The organism is Streptomyces sp. Edi2 (genome assembly GCF_040253635.1).
Classification (GTDB): domain Bacteria; phylum Actinomycetota; class Actinomycetes; order Streptomycetales; family Streptomycetaceae; genus Streptomyces.
Genome location: NZ_JBEJGX010000003.1, coordinates 4,662,008 through 4,678,043 on the forward strand (window position 1 = coordinate 4,662,008; position 16,036 = coordinate 4,678,043).

Annotated in this window: 13 protein-coding genes; 3 read left to right on the forward strand and 10 right to left on the reverse strand. The window is 71.6% G+C overall.

Translation table 11 applies throughout. The features are described from left to right. Positions 1 to 60: 60 nt before the first annotated feature. A complete protein-coding gene (locus ABR737_RS23940) occupies positions 61 to 1,116 on the forward strand; it encodes a MerR family transcriptional regulator (protein WP_350252155.1) in 1,056 nt (351 codons plus the stop codon). Here the strand turns inward: ABR737_RS23940 and ABR737_RS23945 are convergent. After that, positions 1,106 to 2,050, reverse strand: a complete 945-nt coding sequence (locus tag ABR737_RS23945; RefSeq protein ID WP_350252156.1) for a LysR family transcriptional regulator — start codon at positions 2,048 to 2,050, stop codon at positions 1,106 to 1,108. The genes ABR737_RS23940 and ABR737_RS23945 overlap by 11 nt on opposite strands. 298 nt (positions 2,051 to 2,348) lie before the next feature. Next, positions 2,349 to 3,962: an MFS transporter gene (locus ABR737_RS23950; protein WP_350252157.1), complete on the reverse strand. Its 1,614-nt coding sequence runs from the start codon at positions 3,960 to 3,962 to the stop codon at positions 2,349 to 2,351. Between the two features lie 146 nt (positions 3,963 to 4,108). Here ABR737_RS23950 and ABR737_RS23955 point away from each other — a divergent pair, with 146 nt between their 5' ends. Together ABR737_RS23955 and ABR737_RS23960 are read left to right on the forward strand one after the other, a co-directional pair. Beyond that, positions 4,109 to 5,359, forward strand: a complete 1,251-nt coding sequence (locus ABR737_RS23955) for an Lrp/AsnC family transcriptional regulator (RefSeq protein ID WP_502964361.1) — start codon at positions 4,109 to 4,111, stop codon at positions 5,357 to 5,359. Between the two features lie 8 nt (positions 5,360 to 5,367). Then, positions 5,368 to 6,189, forward strand: coding sequence for a rhomboid-like protein (locus tag ABR737_RS23960; protein ID WP_350252158.1), 822 nt, complete (start codon positions 5,368 to 5,370; stop codon positions 6,187 to 6,189). Positions 6,190 to 6,199: 10 nt separating this feature from the next. Here ABR737_RS23960 and ABR737_RS23965 read toward each other — a convergent pair whose 3' ends face one another. The 8 genes from ABR737_RS23965 to ABR737_RS24000 form a co-directional block, all read right to left on the reverse strand. Further along, positions 6,200 to 7,015, reverse strand: coding sequence for an HAD family hydrolase (locus ABR737_RS23965; RefSeq protein ID WP_350252159.1), 816 nt, complete (start codon positions 7,013 to 7,015; stop codon positions 6,200 to 6,202). Then, entirely contained in the window at positions 7,012 to 8,301 is a 1,290-nt protein-coding gene (gene serS, locus ABR737_RS23970) for a serine--tRNA ligase (RefSeq protein WP_350252160.1), read from the reverse strand. Before serS ends, ABR737_RS23965 begins: the two co-directional genes overlap by 4 nt. A gap of 749 nt (positions 8,302 to 9,050) precedes the next feature. Beyond that, positions 9,051 to 9,977 (reverse strand): prephenate dehydratase, encoded by a 927-nt coding sequence (pheA, locus tag ABR737_RS23975; RefSeq protein ID WP_350252161.1) that lies wholly within the window; start codon positions 9,975 to 9,977, stop codon positions 9,051 to 9,053. Between the two features lie 170 nt (positions 9,978 to 10,147). Next, positions 10,148 to 11,563: an iron uptake transporter deferrochelatase/peroxidase subunit gene (efeB, locus tag ABR737_RS23980; protein ID WP_350252162.1), complete on the reverse strand. Its 1,416-nt coding sequence runs from the start codon at positions 11,561 to 11,563 to the stop codon at positions 10,148 to 10,150. Then, positions 11,563 to 13,959 (reverse strand): copper resistance CopC/CopD family protein, encoded by a 2,397-nt coding sequence (locus ABR737_RS23985; protein WP_350252163.1) that lies wholly within the window; start codon positions 13,957 to 13,959, stop codon positions 11,563 to 11,565. Before ABR737_RS23985 ends, efeB begins: the two co-directional genes overlap by 1 nt. 62 nt (positions 13,960 to 14,021) lie before the next feature. After that, complete coding sequence (locus tag ABR737_RS23990; protein ID WP_350252164.1) at positions 14,022 to 14,471, reverse strand: copper chaperone PCu(A)C; 450 nt, start codon at positions 14,469 to 14,471, stop codon at positions 14,022 to 14,024. Beyond that, a complete protein-coding gene (locus ABR737_RS23995; protein ID WP_350252165.1) occupies positions 14,468 to 15,112 on the reverse strand; it encodes an SCO family protein in 645 nt (214 codons plus the stop codon). The genes ABR737_RS23990 and ABR737_RS23995 overlap by 4 nt, the downstream gene beginning before the upstream one ends. Before the next feature lie 86 nt (positions 15,113 to 15,198). Beyond that, complete coding sequence (locus ABR737_RS24000; RefSeq protein ID WP_502964498.1) at positions 15,199 to 15,960, reverse strand: YcnI family copper-binding membrane protein; 762 nt, start codon at positions 15,958 to 15,960, stop codon at positions 15,199 to 15,201. Between the last annotated feature and the right edge of the window lie 76 nt (positions 15,961 to 16,036).

Consider the following 16,036-nt stretch of genomic DNA (forward strand, 5'->3'; position numbering starts at 1 on the left):
CCCTCGTGGCCTGCCGCGCTTGACCTTGACACTGTGGAAAGCACTCCACTGGAAGGCGTCATGTTCAGCATCGGAGATTTCGCCCAGTACGGCCGTGTGTCGGCCCGCATGCTGCGCCATTACGACGCGATCGGGCTGCTGCGCCCGGCCCGTACCGACCCCGTCAGCGGCTACCGCTTCTACGAGGCGGCGCAGCTCGCCCGGCTCAACCGCATCATCGCGCTCAAGGACCTCGGATTCAGCCTTCAGCAGGTGAGGGCGATCCTGGCCGAGGAGGTGAGCGTGCCCGAGCTGCGCGGCATGCTGCGGCTGCGGCGGACGGAGCTGGAAGCGTCACTGACGGCGGCGGGTGCGCGGCTGGCGCAGGTCGAGGCGAGGCTCCGGACGATCGAGAGTGAGGGACGCATGTCTGCCGACGATGTGGTGGTCAAGCGCACCGACACGGTGCTGCTCGCGGAGCTGAGCGGGATCGCCGCCGGTTACGGGCCCGAGGACATCGGGCCGGTCATCCAGCCGCTCTACGGCGAGCTGTGCCGACGCCTGGAAGAGGCAGGGGTGACCCCGGCAGGTCCGGGGCTGGCGTACTACGAGGATGCACCGGGGGCGACGGGCAGTCCCGGTGTGGGTGAGACGCCCGGGGATGGGAACGGGAACGGGAACGGGGACGGAGACGGGGAGGGCGGATCCGCCGGGCCTGGCGGAAAGGCGGCCGCCGGCGGTGACGCCATCGTCGTCCACGCGGGGCTCGTGATCACCCATGAGGCCCTGGCCAAGGCGGGCGTCACAAACGACGGTTCCTCCGGCTCCGGCTCCGGCTCCAGCGCCGGCACCCCCGCCGACCGCCCCGTCACCCCCTCCGCCAGTGCTCCCACCCCCGCTCCCACCCCCACCGGCCTCGGCTTCGACGTCGTCACCCTCCCCGGCCTCGACTGCGCCGCCACGGTGATGCACCACGGCCCGATGAGCCGGATTCTGCCGACCGCCCAGAACCTCGCGCACTGGATCGACGCCAACGGCTATCGCTCCGCCGGGTACGCCCGAGAGCTCTACCTGGAGTGCCCGCCGGATCAGGAGAAGTGGGTCACCGAGCTCCAGGAGCCGGTGGTCAGGGCCTGAGGGGCTCCGTATTGTCGCTGAGGGGCTCCGTACCGTCGCCGTCGCCCAGGCACGCGGTGACCGTCTCGGCGAACGCCACCGCCGCGGGGCTCAGCGCCTCCCACCGGCGTACCGCCCAGCCGGTGGCCAGCGGGGGCAGCGCGGCGATCGGGACCAGCCGCAGTGCCGGGTGGACGGAGGCGTGCAGGCCAGGCAGTTGGGGGACGACCGCAGGGCCGACGCCGAGTTCGGCCAGCAGCAGGGCGGTGTCCCAGTCGGCGACGCTGGTGGTGCTCGGGGGCGGCACGGGTCCTGCCTCCCGGTGGCTGAGGTGATCGTCGAGGCGCATACGGGAGGTGGAGTTCTCCGGCAGCCGGATGTGCCGGATACCGGCCAGCTCCTCGGGCTCGATCCGCTCCCGGCCGGCGAGCGGGTCATCCGCGCGTGCGGCGAGGACCCAGGGCAGCCGGACCACCGGATGCTGCTCGATGCCCGGTACCGGCGGCCCGATGGTGATCCAGGCCAGCTCGGAGCTTCCGTCCGCGACGACCTCGAAACAGCGGCGGCTGGAACTCTCGGTCCGGAACTCCAGGTTGACGTGCGGATGGTGGGCGCGGAAGGCGACGACCGCCTCGGACATGAAGTGCCGGACGGTCGTGGCGCCGGTGGTCACCCGGACCGTGCCGCCGTCGCCCGCCCGCAGATCGGCCAGCCGGTGCAGCGCCAGATCCAGTCCGCCGATGCCGTCCGCCGCCGCGCGGTGCAGGATCCGGCCCGCCTGGGTCGGTGCCACCCCGCGCGGCCGGCGTTCCAACAGCCCGCTGCCCGCCTCCCGTTCGAGGCGTTTGATGCGCTGGCTCACGGCCGACTGGGTGCAGCCGAGATCGCGGGCGACGGCACTGAGGCTGCCCGCCTCGCACACGGCGACGAAGACGCGCAGATCATCGAGGGTCACCCACGTACGGTAGGCCCAACCCAAGCTATTGCTAAGGGCTTTGGAAGGAAGTCAGAGGATTGACTTGGGTGTGAGGCGCGGCGAAGATCGACACAGGGCCCAGGGCGGCAACCCGGAACCACATACGGCCGTACGGTTCCGGGTGCCGACCCGCGCACTGCCCCGATTGCCCACCCGACTGCGACCCGATTGCCGACTCGATGGTCGACCTGCGCGCCCTGTCCCGCGCGCCCGTCCCGTGCGTCCGTCCTGCGCGACGACCAGCGCGCCGACGCGCGCAGGCCGTGCACCGCCGTGGCTACGCCCCCGCTCGCGCCCCCTCCCGCACCGGAGCCTCCGCGGCACCCGCCGCGGCGCCCTCCGCGGGCGGACCGGCCGGACCGTCGCCGCTCTCCTCGCGCCGTACCACCGCAAGGACCAGCAGCCCGCCCGCCAGGGCCACCACCCCGGAGATCAGCATGATGTCCGTCAGCCCGGAGATATACGCGGATCCGAGCGCCGTACGGGAGGCGCCGGGCCGTGCGGCGTCGTGCAGCGCGGTGGTGAAGACGGTGCCGAGGACCGCGATGCCCAGGGCGTAGCCCAGCTGACGGAAGGTGTTCACGGCGCCGCTCGCCATCCCCGCTCGCTGCGGGGGCGCCGCACCGAGTGCCGCGGAGACCAGGACCGGCATCGCCATCCCGATGCCAAGCCCGCTCACCGCGAGCCCGGGCACCAGCACCGCCCAGCCGGAGCCGTCGGTTAGCAGCGCGCAGGACACCAGTGCCCCTGCTCCCACCAGCAACATGCCCAGCCCGATCGGGAGTTGCGGCGCCATCCGCTGCAGCCGCCGGCCACCCAGCGAGCCGACCAGCAGGGACATCAGCGCCATCGGCGTCACCGCGAGACCCGCCTGCACCGGGCTCAGGCCTACGACGTTCTGCACCCACAGCCCCACGAACGACAGATAAGGGAACGCCGCGGCCTGCAGCAGCAACGCCGCCGCCATCAGCGCCGCGAACGACGGCCGGCGCAGCAGCCGCAGATCGAGCAGCGGCCGGCGCGCCCGCCGCTCGACGACGAGGAAGACCAGCAGCGCGAGCGCCGCGCCGGCGAGCGAGGCGAGCGTCCCGTACTCCGTCCAGCCCTCCTCGCCGCCGCGGATCAGCCCGTATGTCAATGCGCCCGCGCACACCGTGAAGGACGCGGCCCCCGGCCAGTCGATACGTGCGAGGGGAGACCCCGCGGATGCGTTCGTCCGAGGCCGGGGGAGGTCGCCGTACGACTCCCCGACCCGGCACAGGGTGATCCACACCGCGACGGCAACCAGCGGCAGATTGACCAGGAAGATTGCCCGCCAGTCCACGTACTCGGTGAGCAGCCCGCCCAGTACGGGGCCGATCGCGGCCGCGGCACCGCTGGTGCCGCCCCAGATGCCGAACGCCACACCACGGTCCCGCCCCTGATAGGCGGCCATCAGCAGCGGGGTGTTGGTGGCGAACATCGCCGCCGCGCCCACGCCCTGGACGGCGCGGGCCGCGACCAGGACGCCCGCGTCCGGGGCCAGACCGCAGGCCAGCGAGGCGAGCGCGAAGAGGACCAGCCCGGCCAGGTACAGCCGGCGCCGTCCGAAGAGGTCAGCGGCCGAGCCCGCCACCATGAGCAGCGCGGCCAGCGCCAGCGCGTAGATGTCCAGCACCCACTGGAGCGAGGTGAAGGAGGCGCCCAGACCGTCGGCTATCCGGGGCAGCGCGGTGTTCACGATCGTCACATCGACCAGCAGCAGGAAGTTGCCGAGGGTGATGGCGACCAGCGGCCACCACTTCCCGGCCCCTCTCCCCACCGCACCTTCCGCCGGTCTCCTGCCCGGCTCCCCGCGTGCGCCCGCCGCCCGTCCGCCGGCCGCGGTCCCCCTCTCGGGTGCGTTCCCCATGTTCTTTCTTCCTCCACTCGTGTTGCCGTTGCGTCGCCGCCCAGCGGCGCCCGCCCCGTATTGCCGACGCCACCGTGCGGCCCGCGCCACCTGTTCTCCCAGCCATCGCGCTCCCGGCGGCGCAATCCGACACGCGCTAGCCTCGAATGGTGAAAATCGACGGGAAGTCCGGCGGGAAGTCCGGCGGGAAGTCCGGCGGGAAGTCCGGCGGAGCGTTCCAGGGGAGAACCACCGGCCAACCCCCTGGTGGCCCCGGTGGCGCTGCCGGCCCCAGCGTCCCCATCGCCCCCACCACCCCCGCCGACCCCGCCGGCTTCGACGCCCTCGACCGCCAACTCGTGCAGGCGCTGCAGCTGGACGGCCGGGCCCCGTTCAGCCGGATCGCGGCGGTGCTCGGTGTCTCCGACCAGACCGTCGCCCGCCGCTACACCCGGCACCGCACCAGCGGCGCGTTCAAGGTGCTGGGGCTCGCCGATGCGCAGGTGCTGGGCGACGTCACCTGGATGGTGCGGGTCCAGTGCACGCCGGACGCCGCCGTTTCCGTGGCCGAGGCGCTGGCCCGCCGCCCGGACACGTCCTGGGTGAGCCTGATGTCCGGCGGCACCGAGATCGCCGCCGTCTGCCGCGCCCCGAGCAGCGACCACAGCGATGCGCTGCTGCTGCAGAAGCTGCCGCGCACCCCGAGCGTCGTCGGCGTCACCGCGCACTGCCTGCTGCATGAGTTCTTCGGCGGTCCGCAGGGCCTGATCAGCAAGTCCGGGGCGCTCACCGACGCACAGATCGCCGAGCTGAGCCCCAACCCACCCAACCCACGGAACCTATCCAACCCACGGAACTCACCCAACCCACGGAACCTACCCAGCCCACGGAACTCACCCGACCCACCGAACCCACTCGGCCCGCCGAACCCGCCCGCCACCCCGGTGACGCTCACCGACGCCGACCGCCGGCTCTTCGACGCGCTCGCCCGTGATGGCCGGACGCCGCTGGGCGAGCTCGCCACCGTCACCGGCTGGTCGCCCAGCACCGTGCGCCGCCGGCTGGCGGAGCTGCGTGCGGACGGTGTCCTGTACTACGACGTCGACTACGACCTGCGGTACTTCGGGTACGGCGTGATGGTCGCCCTCTGGCTGTCCGTCGCGCCCGCCGAACTCGCCGCCGCCGGCGAGGCGTTGGCAGCGCACCCGGAGGTCGCCTTCGCCTGTGCCACCACCGGACCGAACAACCTCTTCGCGTCCGTGCTGTGCCAGGGCACCGAAGCGCTCTACACCTATCTGACGACCCGGGTCGCGGCGCTGCCCGGCGTACGGGCGATGGAGAGTGCGCCCCGCATCCGGCACATCAAGGGGCCGGGGCCGCTGTTCACCACCTCCCCCGCCGCCGGGCGCCGACGGTGAGACCGCTGATGGAGCCGCCCCGCGTCGGCCGCCGGCCGTGGACCGGCAACCCCCTGATCTGGGTGAAGGACGGGGTGAAGGACTGGGTACGCAGCAGTCCCGGCACCCATATCTGGCTGCTGGTCATCGGCATCACCAGCCTGGTGATCGCCTCCGCGTCCGAGGGGCTGGGACAGTTCCTCATCCACCGCACCAGCAGCAACATCCACGAGCTGAACGAACATCCGCTGCCGTCGCTGCTCATCAGCGGCTTCTGGATCGAACGCCCGTCGTCCTTCCTGCTCTACGTGGTGATGTTCGAGCTGCTGCATGCCAACGCGGAGCGCTGGATGGGCACCATGCGCTGGCTGCTGACCGTCGGCGGTGCGCATATCGCGGCCACCCTCGCCAGCCAGGAGCTGGTCCTGCTGGCCATCGAGGGCCACCGGCTGCCGCGTTCGATGACCCATGTCGTGGACATCGGGGTCTCGTACGGGCTGGCCGCGGCCGCCGGTGTGCTGACCTACCGGCTGCTGCCGCCCTGGCGCTACGGCTATCTCGCCGCGGTGCTGATCTTCTTCGGCATCCCGCTGACGACCGGAGCCTCCTTCACCGACTTCGGCCATGCCATCGCGCTGACCATGGGCTTTGCGGCCTGGCCGCTGACCCCGACGGCAGCGGCCGGGGGGAAGCGGCCGGACCAGGACGCACACCAGGAGTCCGCCGGGAAGCCGCCACCGCGTCATGACCCGGACCCGGCCCCGGACCCGCACCCGGCGCCATCCCCCGACCCGCACCCACACCCACACCCACACCCACACCCGAACCCGGAGGACCGTCAGGAGACATGAGGGAAGGCAGTCAGGAGAGGTAAAGCCGCTCCAGCACCACTCCGACCCCGTCCTCCTCATGGGAGGCGGTGAGTTCGTCCGCGACGGCCTTCAGCTCGTCATGGGCGTTGGCCATGGCCACCCCGTGTGCGGACCAGGCGAACATCGGGATGTCGTTGGGCATATCGCCGAAGGCCACGGTCTCCCTGGCGGTGACGCCCAGCCGGCGGGCGGCCAGCGACAGTCCGGTGGCCTTCGTCAGGCCCAGCGGCAGCAGTTCGACGATGCCCTCGCCGGCCACCGTCACGCCCACCAGATCCCCGGCGACCTGCCGTGCGGCCAGCGCCAGCGCGTCGTCGTCCAGGTCGGGATGCTGGATATAGACCTTGTTGAGCGGCGCCGTCCACAGCTCACCGGGGTCGTCCAGCATGACGTGGGGCAGCGAGCCCTCCTGGACGCGGTAGCCGGGGCCGACCAGCACCTCGCCCTCCAGACCGTCCCGGCTCGCCGCCAGATGCAGCGGGCCGACCTCCGCCTCGATCTTGGCCAGCGCGAGACCGGCCAGCTGGCGGTCCAGCGTCACCGAGGTCAGCAGGCGGTGCTCACCGGCGTGGTAGACCTGCCCACCCTGTCCGCATACCGCGAGACCCCGGTAGTCCAGGGCGTCGAGGATGTGGCGGGTCCAGGGCACGGCCCGGCCGGTGACGACGATGTGCGCCGCGCCCGCCGCGGTGGCCGCGGCGAGCGCCTGGCGGGTGCGCTCGGAGACGGTCTCGTCGTGACGCAGCAGCGTCCCGTCGAGATCCGTCGCGATGAGCTTGTACGGCAGCGGAGCGGACGGGCTCACTTGGCGATGGGCTCCAGGATCTCCCGGCCGCCCAGGTAGGGGCGGAGCACCTCGGGGACGCGCACGGAGCCGTCCGCCTGCTGGTGGTTCTCGAAGATCGCCACGATCGTGCGCGGTACGGCGCAGAGCGTGCCGTTGAGGGTCGCCAGCGGCGAGACCTTCTGCTTGCCGTCGACGGTCTCGCGCATCCGGACCGAGAGCCGCCGGGCCTGGAACTCGTCGCAGTTCGAGGCCGAGGTCAGCTCGCGGTACTTGCCCTGGGTGGGGATCCACGCCTCGCAGTCGAACTTGCGGGAGGCCGAGGCGCCGAGGTCACCGGTGGCGACATCGATGACCTGGAACGGCAGTTCCAGACCGGTCAGCCACTGCTTCTCCCAGTCCAGCAGCCGCTGGTGCTCGGCCTGGGCGTCGTCCGGCGCGACGTAGGAGAACATCTCCACCTTGTCGAACTGGTGGACCCGGAAGATGCCGCGGGTGTCCTTGCCGTAGGTGCCGGCCTCGCGGCGGAAGCACGGCGAGAAACCGGCGTAGCGCAGCGGCAGCTTGGCACCGTCGACGATCTCGTCCATGTGGTACGCGGCGAGCGGGACCTCGGAGGTGCCGACCAGGTAGTAGTCGTCCTTCTCCAGGTGGTAGACGTTCTCGGCGGCCTGGCCGAGGAAGCCCGTGCCCTCCATGGCGCGCGGGCGCACCAGGGCGGGGGTCAGCATCGGCGTGAAACCGGCCGCGGTGGCCTGCGCGATGGCGGCGTTGACCAGGGCGAGCTCCAGCAGCGCGCCGACGCCCGTGAGGTAGTAGAAGCGGGAGCCGGACACCTTGGCACCGCGCTCGACGTCGATCGCGCCGAGCAGTTCGCCGATCTCCAGGTGGTCCTTGGGCTCGAAGCCCTCCGCCGCGAAGTCACGGATCGTGCCGTGCGTCTCCAGGACGGTGAAGTCCTCCTCGCCGCCCACGGGCACATCGGGGTGGACGAGGTTGCCGAGCTTCCGCAGCAGCGCCTGCGTCTCCTCCTTGGCCTCGTCCTGAGCGGCGTCGGCGGCCTTGACGGCGGCCGACAGCTCACCGGCCTTCTTCAGCAGCACGGCCTTCTCGTCGCCGGAGGCCTTGGGGATGAGCTTGCCGAGCGCCTTCTGCTCGGCACGCAGCTCATCGAAGCGGACGCTGGACGACCTGCGCCGCTCGTCGGCGGAGAGAAGCGCGTCGACGAGCTCGACGTCCTCTCCACGGGCGCGCTGGGATGCGCGCACACGGTCGGGGTCCTCACGGAGCAGGCGAAGGTCAATCACCCCCCCAGGCTACCGGGCCCCGCTCCGCCCCTCGACGCGATATTCACCGGCATGTCATTTTGCCCGTTTTGGGCAATTTATTCCCCTAGGGTCGAGGGGGCGAAAACGGGTGGGAAATGCGCGCGCATTCCGTGTCGCGGGAGACCCGGAAGGGGGTCCTCGGTGCGGTGGGCGAGAGCCTTTGCTGTGGCCATCGGAGGCCTTCGCGGCGTCCGTCACGAGATCTTCGCACTGTCCGCGATGGGGCTTTCGCGGTCCGGGGGCCGGGTGATCCGCGGTGTGGACAACGGGAGTTGGACGGGCGCCGGAGCGGGTTGCGAGCCCTGATTCTCCCCGGGTTATCCCCTGGAATCCCTCGGTTGTCCACAGGCAGCAAGGCTTTCGGGATTGTTATCCACAGGCTGTGTGTGAGATCTGTGGAAGTCGGAGCCGACCATTCCGCCCCCGAAATGCTCGGCTATGGATTCCCTGTCCAAACCCCGTTCACGCACTCTTTCGTGTGGGATTACCTCGCCCTAAAGGATTGATCACGTGAATTGTGCTGACGGCGCCCGACGTGCGGTGCTGTGGAGTGGTGTGTGGTCAGTAGGGCGATATGTCGACTCTGTCCGACTCGCATGTCGACTTACCCACAGGTCGAGAACCAAGCCTGTGGATAACTTTGTGGATAACCCGCAGCCCTTCCAAAGGTGCAGGTCGTGCTGCTCCGCAGGGCCCGCCGGCCGGGCCGCGGAGCATCCGCAGCCGGCTCAGCCCCGACCGTCCATGCAGCGCGCCAGCCAGTCCGACGCCTCGGTGAACGCCGCGTCCGTCATCTGCCGCCGGACGCTCGGCGACGCCTCGTCCGCCCGCGGATACGACCCGAGGAACCGCACCTCGCGGCAGACCCGCTTGAGGCCCATCAGCACCTCGCTGACCCGGCGGTCGGTGACGTGCCCCTCGCAGTCCACGGAGAAGCAGTAGCGGCCGATGCCCTCACCGGTCGGCCGGGACTCGATCCGCATCATGCTCACCCCGCGCACCGCGTACTCCTGCAGCAGTTCGAGCAGCGCACCGGGGTGGTCCTCGGCCAGCCACAGCACGACCGAGGTCTTGTCACTGCCGGTGGGCGCCGCGGGCCGGGCCGGGCGGCCCACCAGCACGAAGCGGGTGGCCGCGTTCTGCGCGTCATGGATGTCGGTGACCAGCGGCTCCAGGCCGTAGGTCGCCGCCGCGAACTCGCCGGCGAAGGCACCGTCGTAGCGGCCCTCCTGCACCAGCCGCGCGCCGTCGGCATTCGAGGCCGCCGACTCCCATACGGCCTCCGGGAGTTGGGCCGCCAGCCACTTGCGTACCTGCGGCTGGGCGACCGGGTGCCCGGTCACCGTCTTCACCTCGCTGAGCACCGTACCGGGGCGGACGAGCAGCGCGAAGGCGATCGGCAGCAGCACCTCGCGGTAGATCATCAGCGGCCGTCCTGCGGCCAGTTCGTCGAGCGTGGTGGTCACCCCGCCCTCGACGGAGTTCTCGATCGGCACCAGCGCCGCGGCGGCCTCGCCATCGCGCACCGCGTCCAGGGCGGCCGGCACCGACACCATCGGCACCAGCTCGCGGGTCGCCGCCTCGGGAAGCGTGCGCAGCGCGGCCTCCGTGAACGTGCCCTCGGGGCCGAGGTAGGTATAGCGGCTGGCCGACATGGATAAGGACTCCCTCGCGTCACTGCGGGGGCACCCCGCCGATCTTCTCCCTGTCCTGCCACGATACCCAGCCCCGCGGAACGCGGGCGGGACTTCTCCGCGGGGCCGGGCCCGAGGGTTGCCCGCCCGGGGCCGGTCCCCCGGACCTGCAGCAGCAGCAGCCGGTTTCCTCAGCCCTCCAGCAGAGGCCGGCCCACGTAGTCGCCCGGTGCGGCCGCCGGGGGCACCGCGTACAGCCCGCTCGCCTCGTGCCGCAGGAAGCGCGAGAGCGCGTCCCCGCGGTCCAGCTTCCGCTGGACCTGGGTGAAGGCGCGCAGCGGGTCGGCCTGCCAGCAGACGAAGAGCAGCCCGGCGTCCGGGGCGCCGTCCTCCCGGAACCCGTCGTGGAAGGAGAACGGGCGGCGCAGCATCGCGGCGCCCTGGTTGGACTCCGGCGCCGCTATCCGCGCGTGCGCATTGGCCGGGATGACCGGCAGCCCGTCGGAGCCGTTCGCCTCCAGCCGCATCGGGGTGGTCTCCGAGCCGCCGGTCAGCGGCGCCCCGTTGTCCTTGCGGCGCCCGATGACCCGCTCCTGTTCGTGCCGGGAACGCTTCTCCCAGTCGTCCAGCAGCATCCGGATGCGGCGGACGACGGCGTACGAGCCGCCGTGCATCCAGGCCTGGCCGGCGTCCCGCCCCACGAAGATCCGCTCGTCGAAGTCCTTGTCCGACGGTTTGGGGTTGTTGGTGCCGTCGATCTGTCCCATCAGATTGCGGGCGGTCATCGGGTGTGCGGTGGCGCCCGGGGTGCGGTTGAAGCCGTTCATCTGCCAGCGCAGCCGCGCGCTGCCGGCCGCGTCCTTCTGCAGTGCGCGCAGCGCGTGGAAGGCGACCAGCGCGTCATCGGCACCGATCTGTATCCACAGATCTCCGTTGCTGCGCCCGGCGTCCAGCGCATCGGCCGAGAAGTCGGGCAGCGGGTCGAGCTGTACGGGGCGCCGCTTCGTCAGGCCCGTACGGCCGAAGAAGCTGTGGCCGAAGCCGAAGGTGACGGTCAGCGAGGACGGGCCCGCGTCGAGCGCGACCCCTGTGTCGGCGTCCGGGGCCCGCCCGGCCATCAGCTCCCCGGCCGTCCGCGACCAGCGGCGCAGCAGTGCGGCGGCGGCCTTGCGGTCCGCGTCCGGTGCCAGGTCGAAGGCGACCAGATGCCCCGTGGCCTGCAGTGGGGTGGTGATCCCCGCCTGGTGCCCGGCGTGCGCCGGCCGGAAGGGAACCTCGGTCGATCCGATGCTGGTCACGGCCTTGGCGGCGCCGTCCTGCGTACCGGACTGCGCGGCGCCGGCCCCGATGGCGCCACCGGCCCCGCCGACGACCAGCCCGGCCGCGCCCGCCGCGCCGACGGTGCCGAGCAGCCGGCGACGGGAGAGCTCCAGGGAGGGGGAGGAGGGAGAGGAGGGCGAGGGGGAGCTGTCGGTTTCGGGCGCCGGGGCGGTGGCCGGTGCGGGCACGCCCGCTGCGCTGCCCGCGCCCGCGGACTGCGTGCCTGGGTTCTTCTTCCCGGGCGCCACCTGGCCGGGCGCCTTCTTGCTGGACGTCTGCTTGCTCATCAGCCGATCTTCACGTTCTTGATCTCGGTCACCTGGTCGATGTCGGAGGTCCGTACGAGCAGCGAGAGCTGCCACTGCCCCGGGACCGGCAGCTGGACCCCGTCCGCCCGCCATTGGCCCTTGCCGAGGTGCTTCGGGGCGATCGGCAGCGGCCCGATCTTCTTGGCCTTCTGGGTGAAGGAGACCTTCACCTCGGGGACGTCGACCGCCTTGCCCGACGGGTCCGTGATCCGCAGCCGCAGCGTGTTGGCGCTGCCGCTGCGCCCCGGGGCGAGGTCGAGGCGGGCGGTGCCCTTGCCGTTCGTGCCGCCGGTGTCGAACGGGATGTTCAGCACCTGGGGCCGACCGGTCGCGGTGGACTGCCCGCCCGAGCGGGCCTTGACCGCCTCCTCGGTGCGAGCCGGTTCGGTGGCGGTCAGCACCGTGGTCACCACGAGCAGGACGACGGCGACCGACGCCTCGGCCAGCACCGACCGGCGCAGCGCCAGCCGCTCCGGATCTGCATCGCGCTGCCGCTTGGTACGGGCGGTACACAACGCGGCCTGCTGACGGGCGAGTTGGGCGGCGCGGGCGGGGTCGGGGGGTTCGTCCGGCGTCCGGTCCGGCGCCTGGTCCGGCGTCTGGTCCTGCGCCTGGTCCGGCGTCCGGTCAGAGTTCCCGTCCGGGTTCCGGCCCGGGGCCTGGCCCGAGGTCCCTTCCGCGGTCTTGCCGGGGCTCTGCGGGGGAGCGCCGGCGGAAGCCGAAGCAGCCGAAGCAGCGGAAGCCGAAGCAGGGGAAGGGGGAGCAGCCGATGCGGTGGGAGGAGCCGATCCGGTGGCCGCGCCGACTGTGGCCGAGGCGCCGACGGCTGCCTTCTCCGCTTCGCTGTCCTGTTCCGCTTCGCCGTCCTTCTCCACCGCGGTGCCCTCTTCGGCCTGCGGCACTTCGGCCTGCGGCACTTCGGCCCGCGGCACTTCGGCCTCGGACGACCGGCCCTCGGACGACCGGCCCTCGGCCGTCCGTGCCTCCGCCAGCCGCCCCGTCCACCGCCGTGACACCCCGGCGATCCCGACGAGCACCACGACCAGGCCCACCTTGAGCAGCAGCAGCCACCCGTACGTGGTGTCGGTCAGCGCATGCCAGCTGCCGACCTGCCGCCAGGACTGATACACACCGGTGGCCACCAGCACCAGCACCGAGCCGAACGCGATCCGCGAGAAGCGTCGTACGGCGGTCCGCTCGACGGGCGGCCCCCAGTACAGGGACACGACCAGTGCGGCCAGCCCGCCGAGCCAGGCGGCGACCGCCAGCAGATGCAGCACATCGACCGGCATCGCGACGGCGGTCTGCAGACCGGTCGAGGCGTGTTCGGCCAACGCCCAGGTAGCGGCGAGCCCCGCGGCGACGATCACCCCGCCGAAGGCGAGCCCGAAGGTGAGGTCCCTGCGCTGCCTGGCGAGGTCGGCGGCGTCCACGGCCTGCTGCCCGGCGCCGCCGGTGTCCTTCTCCCCGGCGCCCGCGCCGTCCTTCTCGCCCGGCGCGCTCCTCTCTACCGGGGCCGCCCCGTCCTCCGGAGCCGCCCCCTCCTCCGCCACCGGCTCGTGCAGCCGCGCGAACGTCCCGAAGAGCACCGCCACGAACAGCGCCGCGGCGGCGAGCAGCAGCAGTCGGGAGACCAGCGCCGCGCCCGGCTTGGTGACCAGGACCTGCTGGAGTCCGCCGAGGTCGAAGACATCGGCGAGATCGCCGGACCCCGTGTACGGGGTGCGCAGCAGCAGCATCACCACGGTGGTGCCGGCCAGCAGCGCCCACCCCTGGACGACCAGCCGCTGCACCGACCGTACGAGGGCGGCGGCCGGCCGGCAGGCCACCACGAAGGCCGCGCCGCCGATGAGCAGGATGAACCCGGCGTAGGCGAGGTAGCGGGCGACGCCGTAGAGCGCGCCGACCAGACCGCCGCCGGCCTGCTGCTGCGGTACCGGGGCGGTGGCCTTGGAGGGCGCGCCGACCGAGAAGGTGAAGGCGCCGGAGACGGGGTGGCTGTCGGCGGAGACCGCCTGCCAGGTCACGGTGTACGTGCCGTTGCCGAGCCCCGGTGGCAGCCCCGCGCCGTATTTGACGGTGCTGCCGCTGCTCAGGTTGCGCAGCTTGCCGGGGTCCACCCGTTTGCCCCGCGGATCCAGCACCCGGATCGAGTTGTCGCCCATCGCGACGCCCTCGGAGAAGGTGAGCGTCACCTGCTCCGGGGCCTTTTCCACCACCGAACCCTGCGCGGGGGTGCTCCCGGTCAGCGCGGCATGCGCCGAGGCCGGGGCGGCGCCGCCGAACCCGCCGATCAGCGCGCCGGCCAGCGCCACCGCGACGACCAGCAGGCGCAGCACGGCGGACCGTCGCGGCCCGAGCCCGGTGGTGACCATAGTGATCGCTCCCCTTACTCCCGTTGTCTGTACGGCCTGTGTGGCGGTTCTTCGGTCCCCGGCTACTTCTTCGGCGCGTAGGTGAGGGCCTTGACCGGGACCGTCACCTTGATCGGACCGGCGGTGGCGAAGTGCAGCTCGATGGCCACCTTGTCGCCCTCGGCCGGCTTCTTCTTCAGCCCCATGAACATCAGATGGTTGCCTCCGCGGCTGAGCCGGAGCTCGCCGCCCGCGGGTATCGCCAGCGAGTTGACCTGCTCCATCTTGGTGCCGGCCGTCTTGTGGAGCGTGATGTTCTTGGACAGGTCGCTGGTGACCGAGGTGAGCTTGTCCGCGGTGTCACCGCTGTTCTTGACGGTGAAGTACGCGCCGGCCATGTTCTGGTCGACCGGCTGGGGCATGTACGAGTCCGCGACCTTGAGCTGCGGTGCGCCGCCCGCGCCGCCGCAGCCCGCCAGGGTGAGGGCGGCGGTGAGGGTGAGGGCGGCGGCGAGGGTGGTGCGGCGGTTCACGGGTTCTGCCCCTTGACGATCTTCGGAAGTGCCTTGGTGTAGTTGTCGGAGGTCGCCTCCTGCATGCCCATCCAGTGGATCTTGTCGTCCTTGGGGGAGGTCAGCAGCACCTGCGCACCATGGGTGGAGACGACATCGCCGTTCTTCTTCTTGACCGGCTTCTCGATCCCGATGTTCACGTCGCGCGCACCACCCCGGATGGTGTCGAAATTGCCGGTCAGGCCGGTGAAGTCCTTGTCGATACCGCCGAGCCACTTCTTGAGCGCGGCCGGGGTGTCCCGCTCCGGGTCGGAGGTGATGAAGACGACCCGCAGGTCCTTCCGTTCGGCCGGCGGCAGCTGCTTCACCGCGACCGCGATGTTGGCCATCGTCAGCGGACAGACGTCCGGGCAGTTGGTGTAACCGAAGTAGATCAGCGTCGGGTGGCCCTTGGTCTTCTCCACCAGGTCGTACTTCTTGCCGCTGGTGTCGGTCAGGACGAGATCCGGCTTCTCCAAGGGGCTGTCGAGCGTGACGATCGGCTTGGCCGCGGTGCCCCCGGAGACCTCCGCGGCGGGCTTGTCGTCATCGCCGTTGCAGGCGGTCAGGCTGAAAGCCGCGGCCGCCGCCAGGGCGGACGCGAGCAGGGTCCTTCTGTGCATTGCAGACAAATCCTGTATCTGGGAATCCCGTGTGTCCGGGAATGGCTGGCGGGCCGGCGCGGGTCGGGCGCCGGCCCTGCCGGTGGTCAGGCGCTGCGGCGCCGGCCGGCGAACACGCCGAAGCCGACGCCGATGATGCCGACGACGATGCCGGTGGCGCCCAGGACGCGGGCCGTGGTGTCACTGCCGGACGCGTCCGCGGTGGCGGCCGTGGCCTTCATGCCGGTGGTGGCACCGCTCTTGTCGTTCGCGCCGGCGGCGCCGTGGCCGTCCTCCTCGGGCGCGCCGAGCTTGAGGACCGGGGCCGGGTTCTCCGGCTCCGGGGCGCCCTCCTTCGTCGGCTCGATCCAGCGCACGACCTCCTTGTTGTCGTACGTCTGGAGCGCCTTGAAGACGACCTGGTCGGTGTCCTTGGGCAGCTGGCCGACGGAGAGCGGGAACTGCTGGAACTGGCCGGGCTCCACGCCCTTGCCGTCGGCGGTCCAGGTGATCTTCGAGGGCGCTTCGGTGATCTTCTCGCCCTCCATCTCGATCGGCTTGGGGAGCTTGGCCTTGGTGACCGAGATCTTCCAGCCGGGCACCGGCTGCGGCATCACGGACGCCAGCGGGTGGTCGGTGGGCAGCGTCACCTCGAGCTTCACCGTCGAGGCGTCGTCCTTCTCATTGGGCACCTTGAAGTTGACGGTCGCATAGCCGCCCTTGGCGGCCGGACCCGACGGCTGCACGCTGACGTGCGCAAAGGCCGGACCGGCGAGCAGCAGCACGCTGCCGGCCGCGGCGGCGCCCACCAGCGGCAGCCGCCGGGCGAGCCGGCGCGTGGGCGACGCGTCCGACTGCTGCTGCGACATCTTCGCCATCTTCGAGTTCTTCGACATCGGAAAACACTCCACAGGAAGGAGAGAGGTACGGGTGACGTGCAGGTGG

Coding starts and splice junctions, on each gene's coding strand:
- ABR737_RS23940 (WP_350252155.1), top strand. CDS start 61: ATGTTCAGCATCGGAGATTTCGCCCAGTACGGCCGTGTGTCGGCCCGC.
- ABR737_RS23950 (WP_350252157.1), bottom strand. CDS start 3,962: ATGGGGAACGCACCCGAGAGGGGGACCGCGGCCGGCGGACGGGCGGCG.
- ABR737_RS23955 (WP_502964361.1), top strand. CDS start 4,109: ATGGTGAAAATCGACGGGAAGTCCGGCGGGAAGTCCGGCGGGAAGTCC.
- ABR737_RS23960 (WP_350252158.1), top strand. CDS start 5,368: ATGGAGCCGCCCCGCGTCGGCCGCCGGCCGTGGACCGGCAACCCCCTG.
- pheA (WP_350252161.1), bottom strand. CDS start 9,977: ATGTCGGCCAGCCGCTATACCTACCTCGGCCCCGAGGGCACGTTCACG.
- efeB (WP_350252162.1), bottom strand. CDS start 11,563: ATGAGCAAGCAGACGTCCAGCAAGAAGGCGCCCGGCCAGGTGGCGCCC.
- ABR737_RS23985 (WP_350252163.1), bottom strand. CDS start 13,959: ATGGTCACCACCGGGCTCGGGCCGCGACGGTCCGCCGTGCTGCGCCTG.
- ABR737_RS23995 (WP_350252165.1), bottom strand. CDS start 15,112: ATGCACAGAAGGACCCTGCTCGCGTCCGCCCTGGCGGCGGCCGCGGCT.
- ABR737_RS24000 (WP_502964498.1), bottom strand. CDS start 15,960: ATGTCGCAGCAGCAGTCGGACGCGTCGCCCACGCGCCGGCTCGCCCGG.